The organism is Pseudorhodoplanes sp. (assembly GCF_059499825.1).
Map to the genome: position 1 here is coordinate 1 of NZ_JCABZI010000009.1, position 17,046 is coordinate 17,046.

At 64.3% G+C, this 17,046-nt stretch carries 15 protein-coding genes; 8 read left to right on the plus strand and 7 right to left on the minus strand.

Translation table 11 applies throughout. The features are described from left to right. Positions 1–184: 184 nt before the first annotated feature. Positions 185–1,273, minus strand: coding sequence for an efflux RND transporter periplasmic adaptor subunit (locus AC5I5I_RS11445; RefSeq protein WP_495973022.1), 1,089 nt, complete (start codon positions 1,271–1,273; stop codon positions 185–187). Then, the gene (locus AC5I5I_RS11450) at positions 1,270–1,950 is read right to left on the minus strand and encodes a TetR/AcrR family transcriptional regulator (protein WP_495973024.1); all 681 of its coding nucleotides are present in this window, start codon (positions 1,948–1,950) and stop codon (positions 1,270–1,272) included. The genes AC5I5I_RS11445 and AC5I5I_RS11450 overlap by 4 nt, the downstream gene beginning before the upstream one ends. Positions 1,951–2,228: 278 nt before the next feature. On the opposite strand from AC5I5I_RS11450, the gene AC5I5I_RS11455 reads away from it, so the two are divergent. Further along, a complete protein-coding gene (locus AC5I5I_RS11455) occupies positions 2,229–4,298 on the plus strand; it encodes a DUF4139 domain-containing protein (protein ID WP_495973026.1) in 2,070 nt (689 codons plus the stop codon). 178 nt (positions 4,299–4,476) lie between these two features. Here AC5I5I_RS11455 and xdhB read toward each other — a convergent pair whose 3' ends face one another. From xdhB to AC5I5I_RS11470, 3 genes are all read right to left on the minus strand, one after another. Beyond that, on the minus strand, positions 4,477–6,798 hold the full coding sequence (gene xdhB / locus AC5I5I_RS11460; protein ID WP_495973028.1) for a xanthine dehydrogenase molybdopterin binding subunit: 2,322 nt from the start codon (positions 6,796–6,798) through the stop codon (positions 4,477–4,479). After that, positions 6,795–8,219: a xanthine dehydrogenase small subunit gene (xdhA, locus tag AC5I5I_RS11465; protein WP_495973030.1), complete on the minus strand. Its 1,425-nt coding sequence runs from the start codon at positions 8,217–8,219 to the stop codon at positions 6,795–6,797. Before xdhA ends, xdhB begins: the two co-directional genes overlap by 4 nt. 83 nt (positions 8,220–8,302) lie before the next feature. Beyond that, the gene (locus AC5I5I_RS11470; RefSeq protein ID WP_495973032.1) at positions 8,303–8,806 is read right to left on the minus strand and encodes a MarR family winged helix-turn-helix transcriptional regulator; all 504 of its coding nucleotides are present in this window, start codon (positions 8,804–8,806) and stop codon (positions 8,303–8,305) included. 159 nt (positions 8,807–8,965) lie between these two features. On the opposite strand from AC5I5I_RS11470, the gene AC5I5I_RS11475 reads away from it, so the two are divergent. The 7 genes from AC5I5I_RS11475 (at position 8,966) to AC5I5I_RS11505 (ending at position 15,211) form a co-directional block, all read left to right on the plus strand. Further along, entirely contained in the window at positions 8,966–10,024 is a 1,059-nt protein-coding gene (locus AC5I5I_RS11475; protein ID WP_495973034.1) for an LLM class flavin-dependent oxidoreductase, read from the plus strand. Between the two features lie 8 nt (positions 10,025–10,032). Continuing rightward, positions 10,033–10,326 carry a hypothetical protein gene (locus AC5I5I_RS11480; protein WP_495973036.1) on the plus strand — a complete coding sequence of 98 codons (294 nt, stop codon included), beginning with the start codon at positions 10,033–10,035 and terminating at the stop codon, positions 10,324–10,326. A 182-nt stretch (positions 10,327–10,508) separates the two neighbouring features. Further along, positions 10,509–11,699 (plus strand): ABC transporter substrate-binding protein, encoded by a 1,191-nt coding sequence (locus AC5I5I_RS11485; RefSeq protein WP_495973038.1) that lies wholly within the window; start codon positions 10,509–10,511, stop codon positions 11,697–11,699. Positions 11,700–11,907: 208 nt separating this feature from the next. Further along, a complete protein-coding gene (locus AC5I5I_RS11490) occupies positions 11,908–12,759 on the plus strand; it encodes a branched-chain amino acid ABC transporter permease (RefSeq protein WP_495973874.1) in 852 nt (283 codons plus the stop codon). Between the two features lie 4 nt (positions 12,760–12,763). Continuing rightward, positions 12,764–13,756 carry a branched-chain amino acid ABC transporter permease gene (locus tag AC5I5I_RS11495; RefSeq protein ID WP_495973040.1) on the plus strand — a complete coding sequence of 331 codons (993 nt, stop codon included), beginning with the start codon at positions 12,764–12,766 and terminating at the stop codon, positions 13,754–13,756. After that, a complete protein-coding gene (locus AC5I5I_RS11500) occupies positions 13,753–14,508 on the plus strand; it encodes an ABC transporter ATP-binding protein (RefSeq protein ID WP_495973042.1) in 756 nt (251 codons plus the stop codon). The genes AC5I5I_RS11495 and AC5I5I_RS11500 overlap by 4 nt, the downstream gene beginning before the upstream one ends. Further along, positions 14,501–15,211, plus strand: a complete 711-nt coding sequence (locus AC5I5I_RS11505) for an ABC transporter ATP-binding protein (RefSeq protein WP_495973044.1) — start codon at positions 14,501–14,503, stop codon at positions 15,209–15,211. Before AC5I5I_RS11500 ends, AC5I5I_RS11505 begins: the two co-directional genes overlap by 8 nt. Positions 15,212–15,314: 103 nt before the next feature. On the opposite strand, the gene AC5I5I_RS11510 is transcribed toward AC5I5I_RS11505, so the two are convergent. Together AC5I5I_RS11510 and AC5I5I_RS11515 are read right to left on the minus strand one after the other, a co-directional pair. Beyond that, entirely contained in the window at positions 15,315–16,196 is an 882-nt protein-coding gene (locus AC5I5I_RS11510) for an ABC transporter substrate-binding protein (protein WP_495973046.1), read from the minus strand. A gap of 50 nt (positions 16,197–16,246) precedes the next feature. After that, the gene (locus AC5I5I_RS11515) at positions 16,247–17,008 is read right to left on the minus strand and encodes a FadR/GntR family transcriptional regulator (RefSeq protein ID WP_495973048.1); all 762 of its coding nucleotides are present in this window, start codon (positions 17,006–17,008) and stop codon (positions 16,247–16,249) included. Between the last annotated feature and the right edge of the window lie 38 nt (positions 17,009–17,046).

Sequence of the window (17,046 nt, forward strand, 5' to 3'; positions counted from 1 at the left end):
GGGGGGCCCCCCCCCCCCCCCCCCCCCCCCCCCCCCCGGGGGGGGGGGGGGGGGGCGGGGGGGGCGCGGGGGGGGGCGGGGGGGGGGGCCCCCCCCCCAGTTTGCTGCACGCTCCGTGCCGGCCCCTCACCCGGTCGCCTTCGGCGACCGACCTCTCCCCGCACGGCGGGGAGAGGTAAAAGAATTACCGCGCCGCGCCGACCGCCACTTCGGCCGGCACCGCGACCACATTCTGGCCTTCGCGCACGAAATCCTGACCCTGCACGATCACGCGCGCGCCGTCCGGAATGCCGGCGACCCACATATGATTCTGGTCGTCTTCGACCGGGGCGACGCGAACGAACCCGACCTTATCACCCTCGACGACGCGAACGCCGAGATCGCCTGATGAGGAGAAAGTCAGTGCCGATCGCGGTACGCGCGACGCCGGAACGGGTGCCATCGGAATCGAAACTTCAGCGGTGATGCCGTCGGGGATCGCGTTGTTCGGATTAGGTAGTTCGACCTCGACGCGATAGGTGCGAGTGGTCGCGCTTGCCGTTTTGGCGACATAGCGAAGACGCCCCATAACCTTCTGTCCGTTGACAAGACGGACTTCCGCCGGCTCCCCGACCTTCAACCCGGCCAGACGGGTCTCCGACACCTCGACGACCGCGAGTAACGGATCGATCGCCACCATCTGGGCCACCGGCGCGCCGGTGAACGAGAGCGCCGCACCGCCGACCTCCGCGGTATCGAATACAATGCCATCCCACGGTGCACGCAAAACGCCGCGGTCACGCTCGGCTACAGCTTGCGCCAGCGCGGCCTCCGACGCCTTGAACTGCGCTTCGAGGTTCATGGCTTCGAGGCGCGGCATGTTCCCCTGTTCAATCAGCTTCCGACGCGCCTCGAGCTCGGACTTGCGCTGATTGAAGAGCGCGGTCGCCTGCGCGACTTGCGCCTCGCGCGCGTCGTCGGAAAGTACGGCGATGATCTCGCCCTTCTTCATAAGCTGGCCACGCTTCGCCCGCATCTCGGTAAGGATGCCGCCAGTGCGAGCGGTGATGGTCACCTTCTTGTCGGCCTCGGTACGGCCGGACAGCGTCAGCTTGCGCGAGTGCGGCAAGAGCTTTGTCTCGGTGACGGCGACGCGAAACAGCTTCGGCTCGCCGGCATCCGCACGGATGGCGGCGCGGCTTTCCGCGGATTCATGCGGCATCAGATGGCCGGACGCGACCCAGGCGACCGCTCCCACCACCAAACCGATGGCAACGATTTGGCTCGCCTTCATTGTGCGTCTCCAGCGCCGCTCGCGCGGGCCCAGCCGGGCTCCGCGTTCCGCCCGCTCCCGCGGTCAAGCAGCATATATTTCGTGACGTCGAAGAACATCGGCAGCACCGCTTCGGCGTCGAATTTCGGATCGACCGCGCGGCGCCACCACACACCGTCCGCGATGATCATCAGCATCTCAACCGCCGTACCGATATCCGCATCGCGCGAAATATCGCCTCGCGCCTGCGCAGCATGCAGCATGGTGACGAGCCGCTGTTTCACATCGGCGTCGAACTCGTTCATGATTTTCGAAATCGTCGGATTGCGACGGCTCTCCGACATGATTTCCGCGCACAGCCCGACTTCCTCGGCCGAACGCTCGACGAAATGATGGCGTGCGAGTGCCGCAAAGGTCGAGAAGAAGTCGGTCGAGAATTGCGCGCTCGCAAGCTGCGCGGCCACCTCGGCGCGGTCACGCTCGGTAATGCCGAGGATGATCGCTTCCTTCGACGGGAAGTAGCGATAGACGTTGCCCGGGCTCATACCGGCTTCGGCGCAGATCTGCTGCATCGACGTCTGATGAAACCCCATACGCGCAAAGCATCGCTGCGCCGCGTCGAGAATCTCCGAGCGGCGGTCGGACCGAAGCTGGGCACTGGCCTGGCGCAAATCGCCCCCCAAAATTGTGCATCGCACATAAAGCGAATGAATGTTCGCTCTATAAGTGGGACGGATTTTGGCAAGTCAATGGCGGCAGGTGCCAACTTTACGTTGCTTTACAATGATTTTGGCCGCTGCGGCCGGTTCGCAACTGGACCGACCGCCAGCCTGACAGCCGCCGTAGAGCCGCGCCTGCCTTTGGACGGGTGCATGGCGCCCTGGCAGTCCGGGGCCGCCATCTTTGCGTCCCGTGGCGTCGTTTAGTGTCCGATTCAGGCGCGATCGGGTCAGCTCGGGGACGGGAGAAGCGAACTATGAATCGTACAGTTTTTGCGGCGGCGGGCGTCACGCTCGCCGCGACGATGCTCGTCACCACCGATCAGGCGGCGGCGGCCGAACTCCCCCTCAAGCAGGTCATCCTGTCGAATTCCGGCCTCGCCCAGTTTACCCATGGCGGCCCAGTCAGCGGGAATTCCACCATCGAATTGCCGGTGCGGCTGGACCAGGTCGATGACATCCTGAAGAGCCTCACCGTGTTCGATCGCGCCGGTGCGGTCGGCACCGTCTCCCTGCCCGGCAAGACGCCGCTGCCGGAGCTGTTCCGCGACCTGCCGTTCGGACCCGAAGCACTGAATTCCTCGCCCGATCTGCTCAACGCCCTGGTCGGCAGCGAGATCGAGATTTCGGGCCCGGTCAATGCCAAGGGTCGCGTGTTCCGCGTGGTGCGCGAGCAGGTCACGCTGCCGAATAACGGCGGCACCACCGCACGGCATCGCCTGACTCTGGTCACGCCGGCGGGGCTCACCCAAGCGATCCTCGAAGAGGTCACCGAACTTCGTTTCACCGACCCGCAGACGCGACAGCAGATCGAGCGGCTTCTCACCGGCCTCACCGAAAACCGCGCCAAGGATCGCCGCACATTGTCGGTCGGATTCCTCGGCGACGGCACGCGCGATGTCGCGATCAGCTATGTGGTCGGCGCACCGGTCTGGAAGACCGCGTATCGGATCGTGCTGCCGAAGGACGGCGGCAAGGACGGTTCCAAGGCGCGGCTGCAGGGCTGGGCCGTGATCGAGAACCTGACCGGGGGCGACTGGAAGGATGTCGATCTGACGCTGGTCTCCGGCAATCCGGTGGCGCTGCGCCAGCCGCTCTATACCGCTTTGTTCGCAAACCGGCCGGAAGTGCCGGTCTCGACCAATACGCGGGTCGTGCCACGCCGCGACGATGTTCAGGAGAAGGCCGCACCACCGGCACCGCAGGCCCGATTCGACGCCGACCGAATCGCCGGCGCGCTCGCGGCGCCGCAAAGACCGACCCGCTCCGCTCCCGCGATGGCTGCACCGGCGCCGGTTGCGCCAATGCCTGCCGAAATCGCGGCTGCCGCGCCCGCCAACGCCGCGACTGCGGAAGAGGCATCGACACAGCTCCTCTATCGCTTTCCGGCCAAGCTCTCGCTCGCGACCGGACACACGATGATGGTGCCCTTCGTCGACCGGGAGGTGCCGGTGACGCGCGTCTGGCTGTATCAGCCGGATGTTACACCGAACCGTCCGCTGGCGGCGGTGCGGCTGAAGAATGACGGCGCCAGCGCGCTGCCGGCCGGGCTTGTCACCGCGTTCGAGACGAACGCGGACGGCGGCACGGGCTTTGTCGGCGACGCCTTGCTGCCGCTGACGCCGAAGGGTGCGACGCGGCTGGCGACCTTCGCGGTCGACACCAAGACGGCAATCCGCCGCGACGACCGGGGCATCCGCCAGACCGCGCTCGGCAAGGCGCTGAACGGCACGCTGACGGTGCAGACCCGCTCGACCCGCACCATCGATTATGAGGTCACGACACCACCGGACGAGGACCGCGAGATCGTGGTGGAAGAAGAGCGCATTGGGGGCTGGACTCCGGTCGCCGGCACCAAGAACATTGAGGAGACGCCAACCCGTTACCGGCACACGATCGCAGCGCCGCGCGGCACGACCACCAAGGCGAGCTTCACCACCGAACGTCTCGACAGTGAGCGGATCGTGCTGACCGAGCTCGATGTCGACGACATGCTGGTCCGGATTCGCGGCCTCGAGAACGAAAGCCCGGCGCTGAAGGCGACGATCGCCAGACTCACGGCGCTGGTGGAGGAGATGAACAAGACCAGGGCGCAACGCAGCCAGCTCGAGAGCGAGCGCGAGCGGATCGTGCGCGATCAGGCCCGCCTGCGCGAAAATCTGAGGTCGGTCGGACAGGGCTCCGATCTCGGGCGGCGCTATCTCGCGACGCTCAAAACGCAAGAAGACCGGCTCGCCGAGATCGGCACCCTCGATGCAAGGCTGGAGATTGAGATCGAGGCGAAGACGAAGGCAGCCGAGGACGCGGTGCGTCAGCTGACGTTGTAGGCGGATGATCCCTTCCCTCTCCCCGCCGCGGGGAGAGGGTGGCGAGCAGCGAAGCTGCGAGACGGGTGAGGGGCATGCGCGACACTGAAAGAAGCCCCTCATCCGCCTCGCTCGCAAGCTCGCGAGGCACCTTCTCCCCGTTTCACGGGGAGGAGGAAGACGACGCCTCCGCCGGCGATCAGCCAGCCCTCACCCTGATCTCATCCACCGCTGCCAGCACGCGATCCGGCGTGGTCGGCGCATCGATCCTGGGTGCAAGTTTGTAATCCGACAACGACGAGATCGCGTCTCGCACCGCGAGCCACACCGACAGCGCCAGCATCAGCGGCGGCTCGCCAACCGCCTTGGAACGGAACACCGTCTCTTCCTTGTTGGGCGCGTTCTGCAAAATGCGCGCGTTGAAGACAGGCGGCACATCGCGGCTGCCGGGGATCTTGTAGGTCGACGGCCCGTGCGTGCGCAGATTGCCCTTGTGATCCCACACCAGTTCCTCGGTTGTGAGCCAACCCATACCCTGCACGAAAGCACCTTCGATCTGACCGAGATCGATCGCCGGATTGAGAGATTCTCCGCAATCCTGCAGAAGCTCGGCGCGCAGCACTCGCATCTCGCCGGTTAATGTGTCGATCGCGACTTCGGCCGCGGCCACGCCATAGGTGAAATAATAGAAAGGCCGCCCGCTGTTGCTGGCAAAGTCCCAATGGATTTTTGGCGTGCGGTAGAAGCCGGTCGCCGACAGCGACACCCGCTTCTCCCATGACAGGGCCGCAAGCTCGGCAAACGAGATCGAACGGTTGCCGGCATAGATGCGGTTTGACGAGAACACGATCTCGCCCTTCGGCACGTTGAACTGCTCGGCCGCGACATCGGCCATGCGATCCTTGATCTGCTCGGCCGCATGCTGCGCCGCCATGCCGTTGAGATCGGAGCCGGAGGACGCCGCTGTCGGCGACGTGTTCGGCACCTTGCCGGTGGTGGTCGCGGTGATCTTGATATTGTCGATATCGATCTGAAAGGTCTCGGCCACCACCTGCGCGACCTTGATGAACAGCCCCTGCCCCATCTCGGTGCCGCCATGGTTCAGCGTGACGCTGCCGTCCATGTAGACATGCACGAGTGCGCCGGCCTGGTTGAGCGCCGGCCGGTTGAACGAGATGCCGAACTTCACCGGCATGGTGGCGAGACCCTTCTTCACAATGGGGCTCGCTTTATTGAAAGCGAGCACGCTCTCGCGCCAGGCTTTCAGATCGACCGTCCGATCGAACTCGTCGATCACCGTCTCGATGATGTTGTCCTCGACCGTCATGCCATAGGGCGTGACGTTGTCGCGCCCATGGCCGTAGAGGTTGCGGCGGCGCACCTGTTCCAGCGACAGCGCGAGATGCCGCGCGATCGTGTCGATGATGGTCTCGATCGCGAACATGCCCTGCGGTCCGCCATAGCCGCGGAACGCCGTGTTCGACACCGTATTGGTCTTGCATGGCAGGCCGCGGAAGCGCAGCACCGGCAGCCAGTAGCAATTGTCCGAATGGCACAGCGCGCGCGTCAGCACCGCGGGGGTGTGGTCGGCGACATGGCCGCCATTGGCCGCGAGCAGTAGATCGAGACCGAGAATAGCTCCGTCATCGTCAAAGCCGACATCGTAGCGATAATAGAACGGGTGCCGCTTGCCGGTGGCGCGCATGTCGTCATCGCGCGGCAGCCGCAGCTTCACCGGCTTACGCGTCTTTGTCGCCAGCAGTGCGGCGATGCCGGCGATGATGGTCGGCTGGCTCTCCTTGCCGCCGAAGCCGCCGCCCATGCGGCGCACCTCGACCGTCACCGCATTGAAGGGAATACCAAGCACATGCGCGACGCCGTGCTGCACTTCGGTTGGATGCTGCGTCGAGGAGAAGACATGAATGTCGCGGTTGGTCTCGCCGGGCGTTGCGATCGCGATCTGGCCCTCGAGATAGAAGTGATCCTGACCGCCGCAGTGAAACTCGCCCTTCAGGCGATGCGGCGCGGATTGGAGCGCCGCGTCGATATCGCCGCGCGCCATGGTCTGGACCGGCGCGACGTACAGCTCTTTCGCCACCGCCTCCTCGACCGTAAGCACGGCCGGCAGCACGTCGTATTCGACCTTCACAAGCTTCGCCGCGGCACGAGCCTGATCGAGCGTCACTGCTGCGACCGCCGCCACGATTTGACCCTCATGCTCGACAAGGCCTGCGGCCAGCAGCGGCTCGTCGGTGCGGATCGGGGCGATGTCGTTCTTGCCGGGGACGTCGGCCGCGGTGACGACCGCTGCGACACCCTCGGCCGCAAGCGCCGCCGATACATCGATGGACTTGATGCGGGCATGGGGGTGCGGCGACAGCACGAGAGCGGTTTCCAGCGTGCCGGGCACGGCGGGGATGTCGTCGAGATAGAGCGCCTGACCGTTGGTGTGGCCGGCGGCGCTGTCGTGCTTCACCGACGCGTGCACGCCGCCGCGGATGCGGGACAGAGGTGCGTTCATAGCTGCCACACTCCGGTTTGCTCACCGCCCGTGGTCTCGATCTGCAGCCGCCGGATCAGGTTGGCGGCCGCACGCAGGCGATAGGCGTCGGTGCCGCGATGATCGGTCATCGGCTGGAAGTCCTGCGCAATCAACGCGTCGATGTCGCGCAGGGTTTCCGCGGTCCACGGCTTGCCGGTCAGCGCGGTTTCGACATGCTTCGCGCGCGCGGTGGTCGCAGCCATGCCGCCATAGGCGGCGCGTAGTTCCGTTACTTTGCCGTTCTCGACGCGCAGGCGGAAGGCGCCGATCACGGTGGAGATGTCCTGGTCGAAGCGCTTCGACAATTTGTAGGTGGTGAAACCCGTACCGTTCTTGAGCAGCGGGATCTCGATCGCTTCGATGATTTCGTCGGTCTCCATCGCGGTCTTGCGGTAGGCTGTGATGAAGCTGTCGGCCTTCACACCGCGCACCCCACGTATCGAACGCAGCATGATCGTCGCGTCGAGCGCCATCAGGCAGGGAATGGTGTCGCCGATCGGCGAGGCATTGGCGATGTTGGCTGCCAGCGTGCCGATATTGCGGATTTGTCGCGAGCCGATACGGCGCACCATCGCGGCGAAGGACGGAAAGTGCGTCTCAAGGAATGGCAGCGCCCGGGTATAGGTGACGCCGCCGCCGATGGTGAGCTTGCCGTCGCCCTCTGAGATCGCGCGCAGTTCGCTCACCCACTGGGTCGAGATCACCTCCGGAAAGGCCTCGCGGTGCTTTGACACGCGGATGCCGAGATCGGTGCCGCCGCCCAGCACGACAGCGTCGGGATGTTTCGCTTTTGCCGCTACGAGATCGCCGATGTTGCGCGGCGCCAGATAAAGCTGCGCGCCGCGCCGATATTCCGCCGCCGCCTCGCCCGCATGTTCGGCAAAGCCGCAGCCCGGCGGATCGGCACGCATGGTCTTGCAGGCCTCCACGATCGGGCGATAGCCGGTGCAGCGGCAGAGATTGCCGGCCAGCGCTTCGTGAATGGTGTCGTCGTCGCGCGGCTCGCCATCGCTTTTGGATTCATGCGCGAAGGCGAACATCGCCATCGCAAAGCCGGGTGTGCAGAAGCCGCATTGCGTGGCGTCGGCCTCGATCAGACTTTGCTGCACCGAATGCAGCGTGCCGTCAGGCTGCGCGAGACCTTCCACGGTGATGACCGGCAGCCCGTCGACCTGGGGCACCAGCACGAGACACGAATTGACTGCGCGCCACGCCAGGCGTCCATCGTCCTGCGGCAGACCGACGACGACGGTGCAGGCCCCGCAATCGCCCTCGGCGCAGCCTTCCTTGGTGCCGGTCAGCCGGGCGTCGAGCCGCAGATAATCGAGCAGCGTCGTGGTCGGAGACACTGCATTCTCCGTGCGCCACCGGCCGTTGATCTGGAATCGAAGGTCCGACATTCCTGCAAACTCGCAATCCTGAAGAGAGTCCGTGGGTGGTCGCGTCGCAAGCCCAAGCTGACGGGAGCGCCGACCAGGCCATTCTAGGGCTCTTTCAGCAATTGATCTGCATTCTTTTGCAGCATGTCGATCACGCGAAATGCCTCGCGCTGCGACAGCCCCGCCAGCAGCCGCTTCTGGCGCGCATGCGCGACCGGCTCGAACGCACGTGTCAGATCGAGGCCCGCCGGTGTCAGACGGATCAGCGCCATGCGCTGGTCGGTCGGATGCGCCTCGCGGCTGACCAGCCCGCGGTCCGACAGGCTCGCCACCGACCGGCTGACCCAGGCCTTGTCGATGTGTCCGGCGCGGCTGAGATCGGCGATCGTCAGGGGCTGCATGTCGCGCAGCGCGATCATCGCGCGAAGTTCCGAGTTGTTCAGCCCGAACTGCCTCTCATAGACCAGCGTCGCGGCCCGGCTGATGGTGTCCGCAAGATGAATGAGCTTGAACGCCACCAGGCCCGTCAAAGGGGTTGGCGCAGGCTTGGGTACAGGTGCAGGGCTGGGTGCGTTACGCCGGTGCACGGCCGCCGTCTTGCGCGCCATCAAGGCCTCCCGAATTCGCCGCTCCTCTTCGCATGGCGTGAGTGGGCAGGCAATCGGCCGCCGCCGTCACCGGGGGAACATCGTTGCGCGCGCATCGTTGTCTTGACAACGATATGCACCGGACGGTAGGCGTTTGGTCCGCAGCGGGAGTGTCCGGCAATGAAGTATGCGATCTTCGACCACATGGACCGCGCCGGGACGCCCCTGCACCGGCAATACGAAGAGCGTCTGCGTTTCATCGAGCTCTGCGACCGGCTCGGCTTCTTCTGCTATCACCTCGCCGAGCATCACGGGACGCCGCTCGGCTATGCGCCCTCGCCCGGTATCTTCCTGGCATCTGCAGCACAGCGCTCCACGCGCATCCGGCTGGGCCCGCTGCTCTATGTGCTGCCGATCTATCATCCGGTGCGGGTCTACGAAGAAATCTGCATGCTCGACCAGTTGAGCGGCGGGCGGCTGGAACTCGGTCTCGGCCGCGGCTCGATGCCCTACGAGATCGCGATGTATGGCGACGATCCGGCGACGGCGCAGGCCCGCTATCTGGAAAATTTCGAGATCATCCGGCAGGCGTTTTTCCAGGACGAGGTCAGCTTCCAGGGCAAGCATATCAGTATCGAGCGTTTTCCTGTGCGGATGCACCCACTGCAGCGGCCGCACCCGCCGCTCTGGTACGCGACCACCAAGCCGGACAGCGCGCCGTGGGCGGCACAGAACGGTGCCAACGTCATGACGCTGGGTTCGATCGACAATGCGCGGCTCGTGTCGGAGCGCTACCGGGAGGAATGGCAGCGGCTCGGCCGCGAACCCGGCGCCCTGCCCAACATCGGCATCACGCGCCACGTCGTGGTTGCCGACACCGATAGCGAGGCACTCGCAATCGGACGCCGCGCCTACAAGCCCTGGCGCGAGGCCATGGAGATGCTCTGGAAGGAAGCCGGAACGCCGTTTCCGATCAGCCACGTCTATCCCGGTACGTTCGACGAACTGCTGAAACTCGGCAACGGTTTCGCCGGATCTCCGCGGACAATGCGCGACGCTCTGAGCGCGCAGATGGCGCATGGCGGACTGAACTATGTCGCCTGCCAGCTCTATTTCGGCGACATGACGCCGGACGAAGCGTCGCGCTCGGCTTCGCTGTTCGCAACGCAGGTGGCAGACCTGCAGGCCGAAGCGCCGGCCGCAAGATCGCGCAGCGCCGAACTCGTGTCGATGAACTGACGCGCCGCATGATCATCCAGCTGTCACCCGGGCAACATGAACTTCTCGAAAGGGAAGACTTCGGACGCCTCAAGCTTCGAGCACCGGCCGGATGGAGCGCCGACGACATCGCGCGCGGGCTGCCATTTTCCGTGACGTGCACATCCGAACATGTCTGGCTGCGCGAGGCGGATCTCCGCGCCCTCGCGCAACTTGCCCCGGCCACGCCCGACCCGATTTCAGGGATGGTCGAGAAGGCCAGGAAATACGGGTTTTACGACGAGGCGAGCGGCGCCATCCGCGTTCATGTCGAATATTATTGAACAAGACCTGGGCAATGCTTCGGCCGCGTTGAAACTCCCACCGTTTACCAAGTCCAGGGCGGTGGGCATCCCATTTTGCCGCATTGGGCGACGATTCGTTGACCGTTAGAGCCGCTGCCGATAGTGTCCCGGCCAACGCGACATGAGGCGTGTAAGATCAAGAGTTTTCAGGAGGATAAGCGATGAATAGAAGGACGTTTGGACTTGCCGCATTGGCCGCGACCGCGATGTTCGCGGGCGCCGCAAATGCGCAGCAGGGCCCGATCAAGATCGGAATCATTCTGCCTTATTCCGGACAATTCGCGGATGCCGCGGCGCAGATGGACAACGCCATCAAGCTGTTCGTCAAAGAGAATGGCGACACCGTTGCCGGCCGCAAGATCGAGTTCATCCGCAAGGATACCGGCGGCATCGCGCCGGATGTCGCAAAACGCCTTGCGCAGGAACTCGTGGTGCGTGACGGCGTCGATATCCTCGCCGGCTTCGTGCTGACCCCGAATGCAATGGCCGCGGGCGACGTCTCGGATCAGGCCAAGAAGTTCATGGTCGTGATGAACGCCGCGACCTCGATCATCACCACCAAGTCGCCTTATATGGTGCGCACCTCGCTCACCACCCCGCAGCTCAACCAGGCGCTCGGCGACTGGGCAGTGAAGAAGGGAGGCGTGAAGAAGGCCTACACCATGGTCTCGGACTACGGCCCGGGCCTCGACGCCGGTGGCGCCTTCGCACTTGGCTTCAAGGAAGCCGGCGGCGAGATCGTCGGCGAGGTCAAGATGCCGGTTGCCAATCCGGATTTCTCGGCCTTCGTGCAGCGCGCCAAGGACCTCAACCCTGAGGGCGTTTACATCTTCGTTCCGGGCGGCGCGCAGCCGGGCGCTCTCGGGAAGGCATTGGCCGAGCGCGGCATCGATGCCCGCAAGACCAAGGTGATGGGGCAGCTCGAGATCGCCGACGAAAACGCAGTCAAGGTCATGGGCGATGCCGCTCTCGGCATCATCACCGCAAGCCACTACGATTACGCGCACAAATCGGCCAAGAACGACGCTTTCGTGAAGGCCTATAATGCAGCCTACGGCCGCAACCCGGACTTCTTCTCGATCGGCGGTTGGGACGGCATGCAGCTCATCTATGACGTGCTGAAGAAGACCGGCGGCAAGACCGACGCACAGGCGATGGTCGACGCAGCCAAGGGCATGAAGTGGGAGAGCCCACGCGGCCCGATCTCGATCGATCCGGAAACCCGCGACATCATCCAGACCGTGTATATCCGGCGTGTCGACAAGGTGGACGGCAAGATTCAGAACGTCGAGATCGACAAGATCGAGGAAGTGAAGGATCCGGTCAAAGAGCGGATGAAGACCAAGAAATAAGCTTCCCTGTTGGAACATTGAACGCCCGGGGCCTCCCGCTCCGGGCGTTGCCTTGTGTGATATAGTTTCAGTAAGAAGAGCATCCACCCGCCGCATCCCGAATTCGGTGGCCAGCCCCTCCTTCAATGACGCGGGACGCCCCGCTGCCTGAAGGCGAGGCTGAGGGACCGGGGTAAGGCGTCAGGCTGAGGGTACGACTTTGGGGCCTATTATCGGCGTTCTGTTCGACGGCTTTGCCTATGGCATGCTGCTGTTCCTGCTGTCGGTGGGGCTGTCGGTCACGCTCGGCATGATGAATTTCGTCAATCTGGCGCATTGCGCGTTCGCGATGCTCGGCGCCTACGTCACGGTTACACTGGTTCACAGCTTCGGCTGGCCGTTCCTTGCAACGCTGCCGATGGCGTTTCTGGCCGCCGCAATCGTGAGCGTGGCTCTCGAGCGCACGCTATACCGCCGGCTTTATAACGCGAGCGAACTCGACCAGGTTCTCCTCACCATCGGCCTTGCCTTCATGGCGATCGCGAGCGCGGCCTACATCTTCGGCACCGTGTTGCAACCGGCGGTGACGCCCACATGGCTGCGCGGCTCCATCGTCTATTTCGGCATTAATTTCGGTGTCTATCGTCTTTTCCTCGTCACCGTCGGCCTCGCTGTCACGCTGGTGCTGGTGCTGACATTGGAATACACGCGCTTCGGCCAGCAGGTCCGCGCCGCGGTCGACAATCAGCGCATGGCGCGCGGTCTGGGTATCAATGTCGACGGCACCTTCGCGGTCGCATTCGCGCTGGGGTCCGGACTCGCGGGTCTCGGCGGATCGCTGGCGATCGAGATCGTCGGCCTCGACCCGTCCTTTGCGCTGACCTATCTCGTCTACGTTCTGATCGTGGTGTCGGTTGGCGGTCTGGGCTCGATCTGGGGGTCCTTCGTCGCCGCCGTGTTGATCGGAATCAGCGATATCGCCAGCAAGTATTATGTGCCGCAGGTCGGCGCCTTCATGATCTATTTCGTGATGGTGGTTCTTTTGATGTGGCGGCCGCAGGGCCTGTTTGGCAAGCGGTGACACCATGAGCGCCCCCTCCCTCACTCCGCACGACTATCTGCGCGCCCAGGTCCGCTGGCATCCGCTGGAATATCTGTTCTGGCTCGCGACGATCCTCCCGTTCTTCCTGTTCCCGAATTATCTGTCGCTTGCGAGCCAGATCGCGATCACCGCATTGTTCGCGCTCTCGCTCGATCTGATCCTGGGCTATGCCGGCATCGTGTCGCTCGGACATGCCGCGTTTTTCGGGATCGGCGCCTACACGGCGGGGATCATTTCAAAATACGGATATGGCGATCCGACCTTCGGGCTGTTGGCCGCGGCCGTGGTCACCGGGCTGTTCGGCTTCGCCACCAGCTTCATCATCGCGCGCTTCAAGCATCTGGCGCTGATCATGATCACGCTGGGCCTGGGTTTTCTGGTGCATGAACTCGCCAACAGCGCGCACTGGCTCACCGGCGGCGCCGATGGTCTGCAGGGCATCCGCATCGGCAAGCTGCTCGGCATGTTCGAGTTCGACCTGTGGGGCCGCACCGCTTATGCCTATTCGCTCATCATGCTGTTCCTGATCTTCCTGGTGGCGCGGCGGCTCACCAACTCGCCGTTCGGGCTGGCGCTGCGCGGCATTCGCGAAAACTCCGTGCGCATGCCCGCGATCGGCGCGCCGAGCGATGCGCATATCCGCAAGATCTACACCATGTCCGCGGCGATCGCAGGGATCGCCGGAGCGTTGCTGGCGCAGACGACGTCCACGGTGTCGCTCGGCTCGATCGATTTCCAGCGCTCCGCCGACGTGCTGGTGATGCTCGTGCTCGGCGGCGCCGGCATGCTCTATGGCGGGCTGATCGGCGCAGTGATCTTCATGGTGGCGCGCGACCAGTTCTCTGGCATCAATCCGCAATACTGGTATTTCTGGATCGGATTGCTGCTGGTGGCGGTCGTCATGCTGCTGCCGAACGGTATCCTCGGCGGGCTGTCGCAGCTCTATCGCGCGATGACGGGGCGGCGCAGCACATGACCACACCCGCGCTTGCAACCCGCAACCTCAACAAAAGCTTCGGCCAGCTTCAGGTCGCGCGCGACATATCGATCGCCGTTCCGAAGGGCGAGCGCTATGCGCTGATCGGCCCGAACGGCGCCGGCAAGACCACGCTGATCAACCTGATGACCGGTATGATCAAGCCGAACTCCGGTCAGATCCTGCTCGACGGCGAGGACATCACCGCTTTGCATCCGGATGCGCGGGTGAAGCGCGGGCTGGTCCGGACCTTCCAGATCAACACGCTGTTTCCGAACCTGTCGGCGCTCGAAGCGGTGACGCTCGCGATCTGCGAGCGCACCGGCGATGCCGGCACCTGGTGGAAAGCGCTGCCGGCCTATCGCGACAATGCGGATGAGGCCTATGCCATCCTGAAATCGCTGCGGCTCGGCGACCACGCCTACCGCACCACACGCGAACTGGCCTATGGCCAGCAGCGTCTCCTTGAAATTGCGCTGGCGCTCGCCACCCGGCCCAAGGTGCTCCTGCTCGACGAACCCGCCGCCGGGGTGCCGCCGGAGGAAAGCTCAGAACTGTTCTCGGTGATCGCCGATCTGTCGCAGGACATCACGGTTCTGTTCATCGAGCACGACATGAACGTCGTGTTCCGCTTCGCCAGCCGGATCATCGTGATGGTCGGCGGCGCCATCCTGCTCGAAGGCACGCCGAAGGAGATTTCCTCCGATCCGCGCGTGCGCGAAGTCTATCTCGGCGGAGCGCATCATGGCTGAGAGGCTGCTGTCGCTCAAAGACGTGCGGGCCGGCTACGGCGATGCCGTGGTGCTGAACGACATCTCGTTCGATCTCGCCGACAAGGGCAGCCTTGCGGTGCTGGGCCGCAACGGCGTCGGCAAGTCGACGCTGCTGCTCACCATCATGGGCTTCACCCGCATGACGCGCGGCTCGATCCACTGGCGCGGCGAAGACATCACCCGGCTCCCGCCTTACAAACGCGCCCGCGGCGGCATCGGCTGGGTGGCGCAGGAGCGCGAAATCTTTCCGTCGCTGACGGTTGCGGAAAATCTGACCGTCACTGCGCGGCCGGGGCATTGGACGGTCGAGCGGATTTACGAATTGCTGCCGCGCCTCAACGAGCGGCGCGGCAACAAGGGCAATCAGCTCTCCGGCGGCGAACAGCAGATGCTGGCGCTGGCGCGCGCACTCTTGACCAATCCGTCACTCCTGCTGCTCGACGAACCGTTCGAGGGGCTCGCGCCGATCATCGTCGAGGAATTGACCGCCGCCATCCGCAAGATGCTGGCCGAACAGGGCACCGCCTTTATCCTGGTCGAACAGCATGCCGAGATTGCACTGTCGCTGACACAGAACGCCATCGTCATCGAGCGCGGCAATGTCGCGCATCGCGCACCGTCGGCTGAACTCGCCAAAGACGAGGCGACACTGGAACGCCTGATCGGGCTGAAGGTGGAATAGCCATCACACTGTCATGCCCCGCGAAAGCGGCATCCAGCGTTTTTCATATCCGCCCGAGGACTGGATCGCCCGCTTTCGCGGGCGATGACAGCCTGCGGATCTTTCACATCACGCTGATCGTCGCTTCCTCGTAGCGCTTCTTGCCGAGGTCGCCGCCCTCGAAGATGTCGTGATCGGCGATCCATTCGCGCGAGACCGCAAACGTCTCTTCCGTATACGGCTCGAACACGATGCGCTCGCCCGGGCCCCAGCGGCGCGTATCCATCACATCGTGCCAACGCTTCGGAAACTCGTTGGTGTAGTAGTGCGTGTAGAGCTCCGGCCGCAGGTCGAGATCGCGTTGCGCGCGCTTCAGGGCGGTGAAATACTTGCGCAGGTCTTCCGGATCGGGATCGCCGTGGATCATGTTGGCGATCATGAAGGTGTTGTCCATGATCTTGCGGAAGCCGAGCTGCTCGGCGAGATAATACGGCCCGGAGAACAAGGTCGCCGCCGGCACCTGGCCGTCCAGCAGCATCTCCATGCGCTTGAACAGCATGCCGTCGTTAAACGACAGCTTGATCTGATCCTTCGGCATGTAGCTTTCCAGCGCCTGGATCGACGCATAATGCGAACCGGACTGGAAGCCGACCGAGATCGGCACGCCGGCAAGGTCGGCCGGTGTCTTGATCGGCGAATCCGGCGCAACGAAAATGCCCGACGGCGCCACCGAATAGACATCGCGGTTGAGCCGGCCATGCCCGGACGCGGCTGCGACATTCACCGTCCAGTGGCAGGCGCAGCTCACGTCCGATTTTCGGCCTTCCTCGAACGACTGATAGGCGCCGACCTTGTTGCCCTTGTCGTGGATCTTGCCGTCGGTCGACTGCACCATTTCGCGGAAGATGTAATCCAGCCCTTCATCCTTGAAGTAGCCCTTCTCCTCCGCGATCCATTCCTGCAGGCGAAAATGCGGCTCGATGATGAATTTGTGGTTGGTGGCCATTTGTTCTTCTCCCGTTTGCGTTTGTGGTCGTTTCAGTCACGTACTTTAAGTCAGCAGCAGCCCTCGTCGGCATGCGCGTGATCGCGTTCGGACACGCGGCGCGCGCGGATCATCTTGACGTGGTCGTCCATCAGCCTGCGCGCGCCGGCGGCGTCGCGCATCTCGATCAGGGCGGCGAGTTCGCGATGCACGGCGAGGACCCGGCGCGAAACCTCCGGAGTCAGCGTGCGGTTATGCGACGGCCACGAGATGTGATTGAGCGAGATGAACTGCACCACCAGCACGCGGTTATGCGAGGCTTCTGCGATGGCGAGATGGAAATCGCGACAGGACCGCGTGTAGGCGTCGCCATCATCGATCAGGCTTTCGGCTTCGGACAGCAATCGTCGCAGCCGCGCGTGATCGGCCGCGGTGGCGTGCTCGGCGGCAAGTTCGGCGGCCAGGGTCTCGATCGCGCGCTGGGCATCCATCACCTCGGCGGCGGTGACGCCGGTCAGGTCGAGTTGTACCGCGAGCGCCTCGGCAAACAGCCGCGGATTGCCGCGCGCCACCCGGGCGCCGCCGCCCTTGCCCATGCGGATTTCGGCAATGCCGAGCGCCTGCAGCGTGCGCAGCGCGTCACGCGCCACGATCCGGCTGACGCCGTAGCGGGCGGCGAGGTCCTTCTCGGTGCCGATCGGGTCGCCCGGCTTCAGCCGCTTCTCGGTCAGCGCCTCGCGCACATCCGAGACGATCTGCGCCGACAGCGAGCCGGAGCGGCCGGCCACGAACGGCTCGCCGGATCGGGCAATGAGCTTGGCTTGCGTATTCACGGCTGTTTTCAGCCTTTCCGTCCCTAGACCCTTAGAGA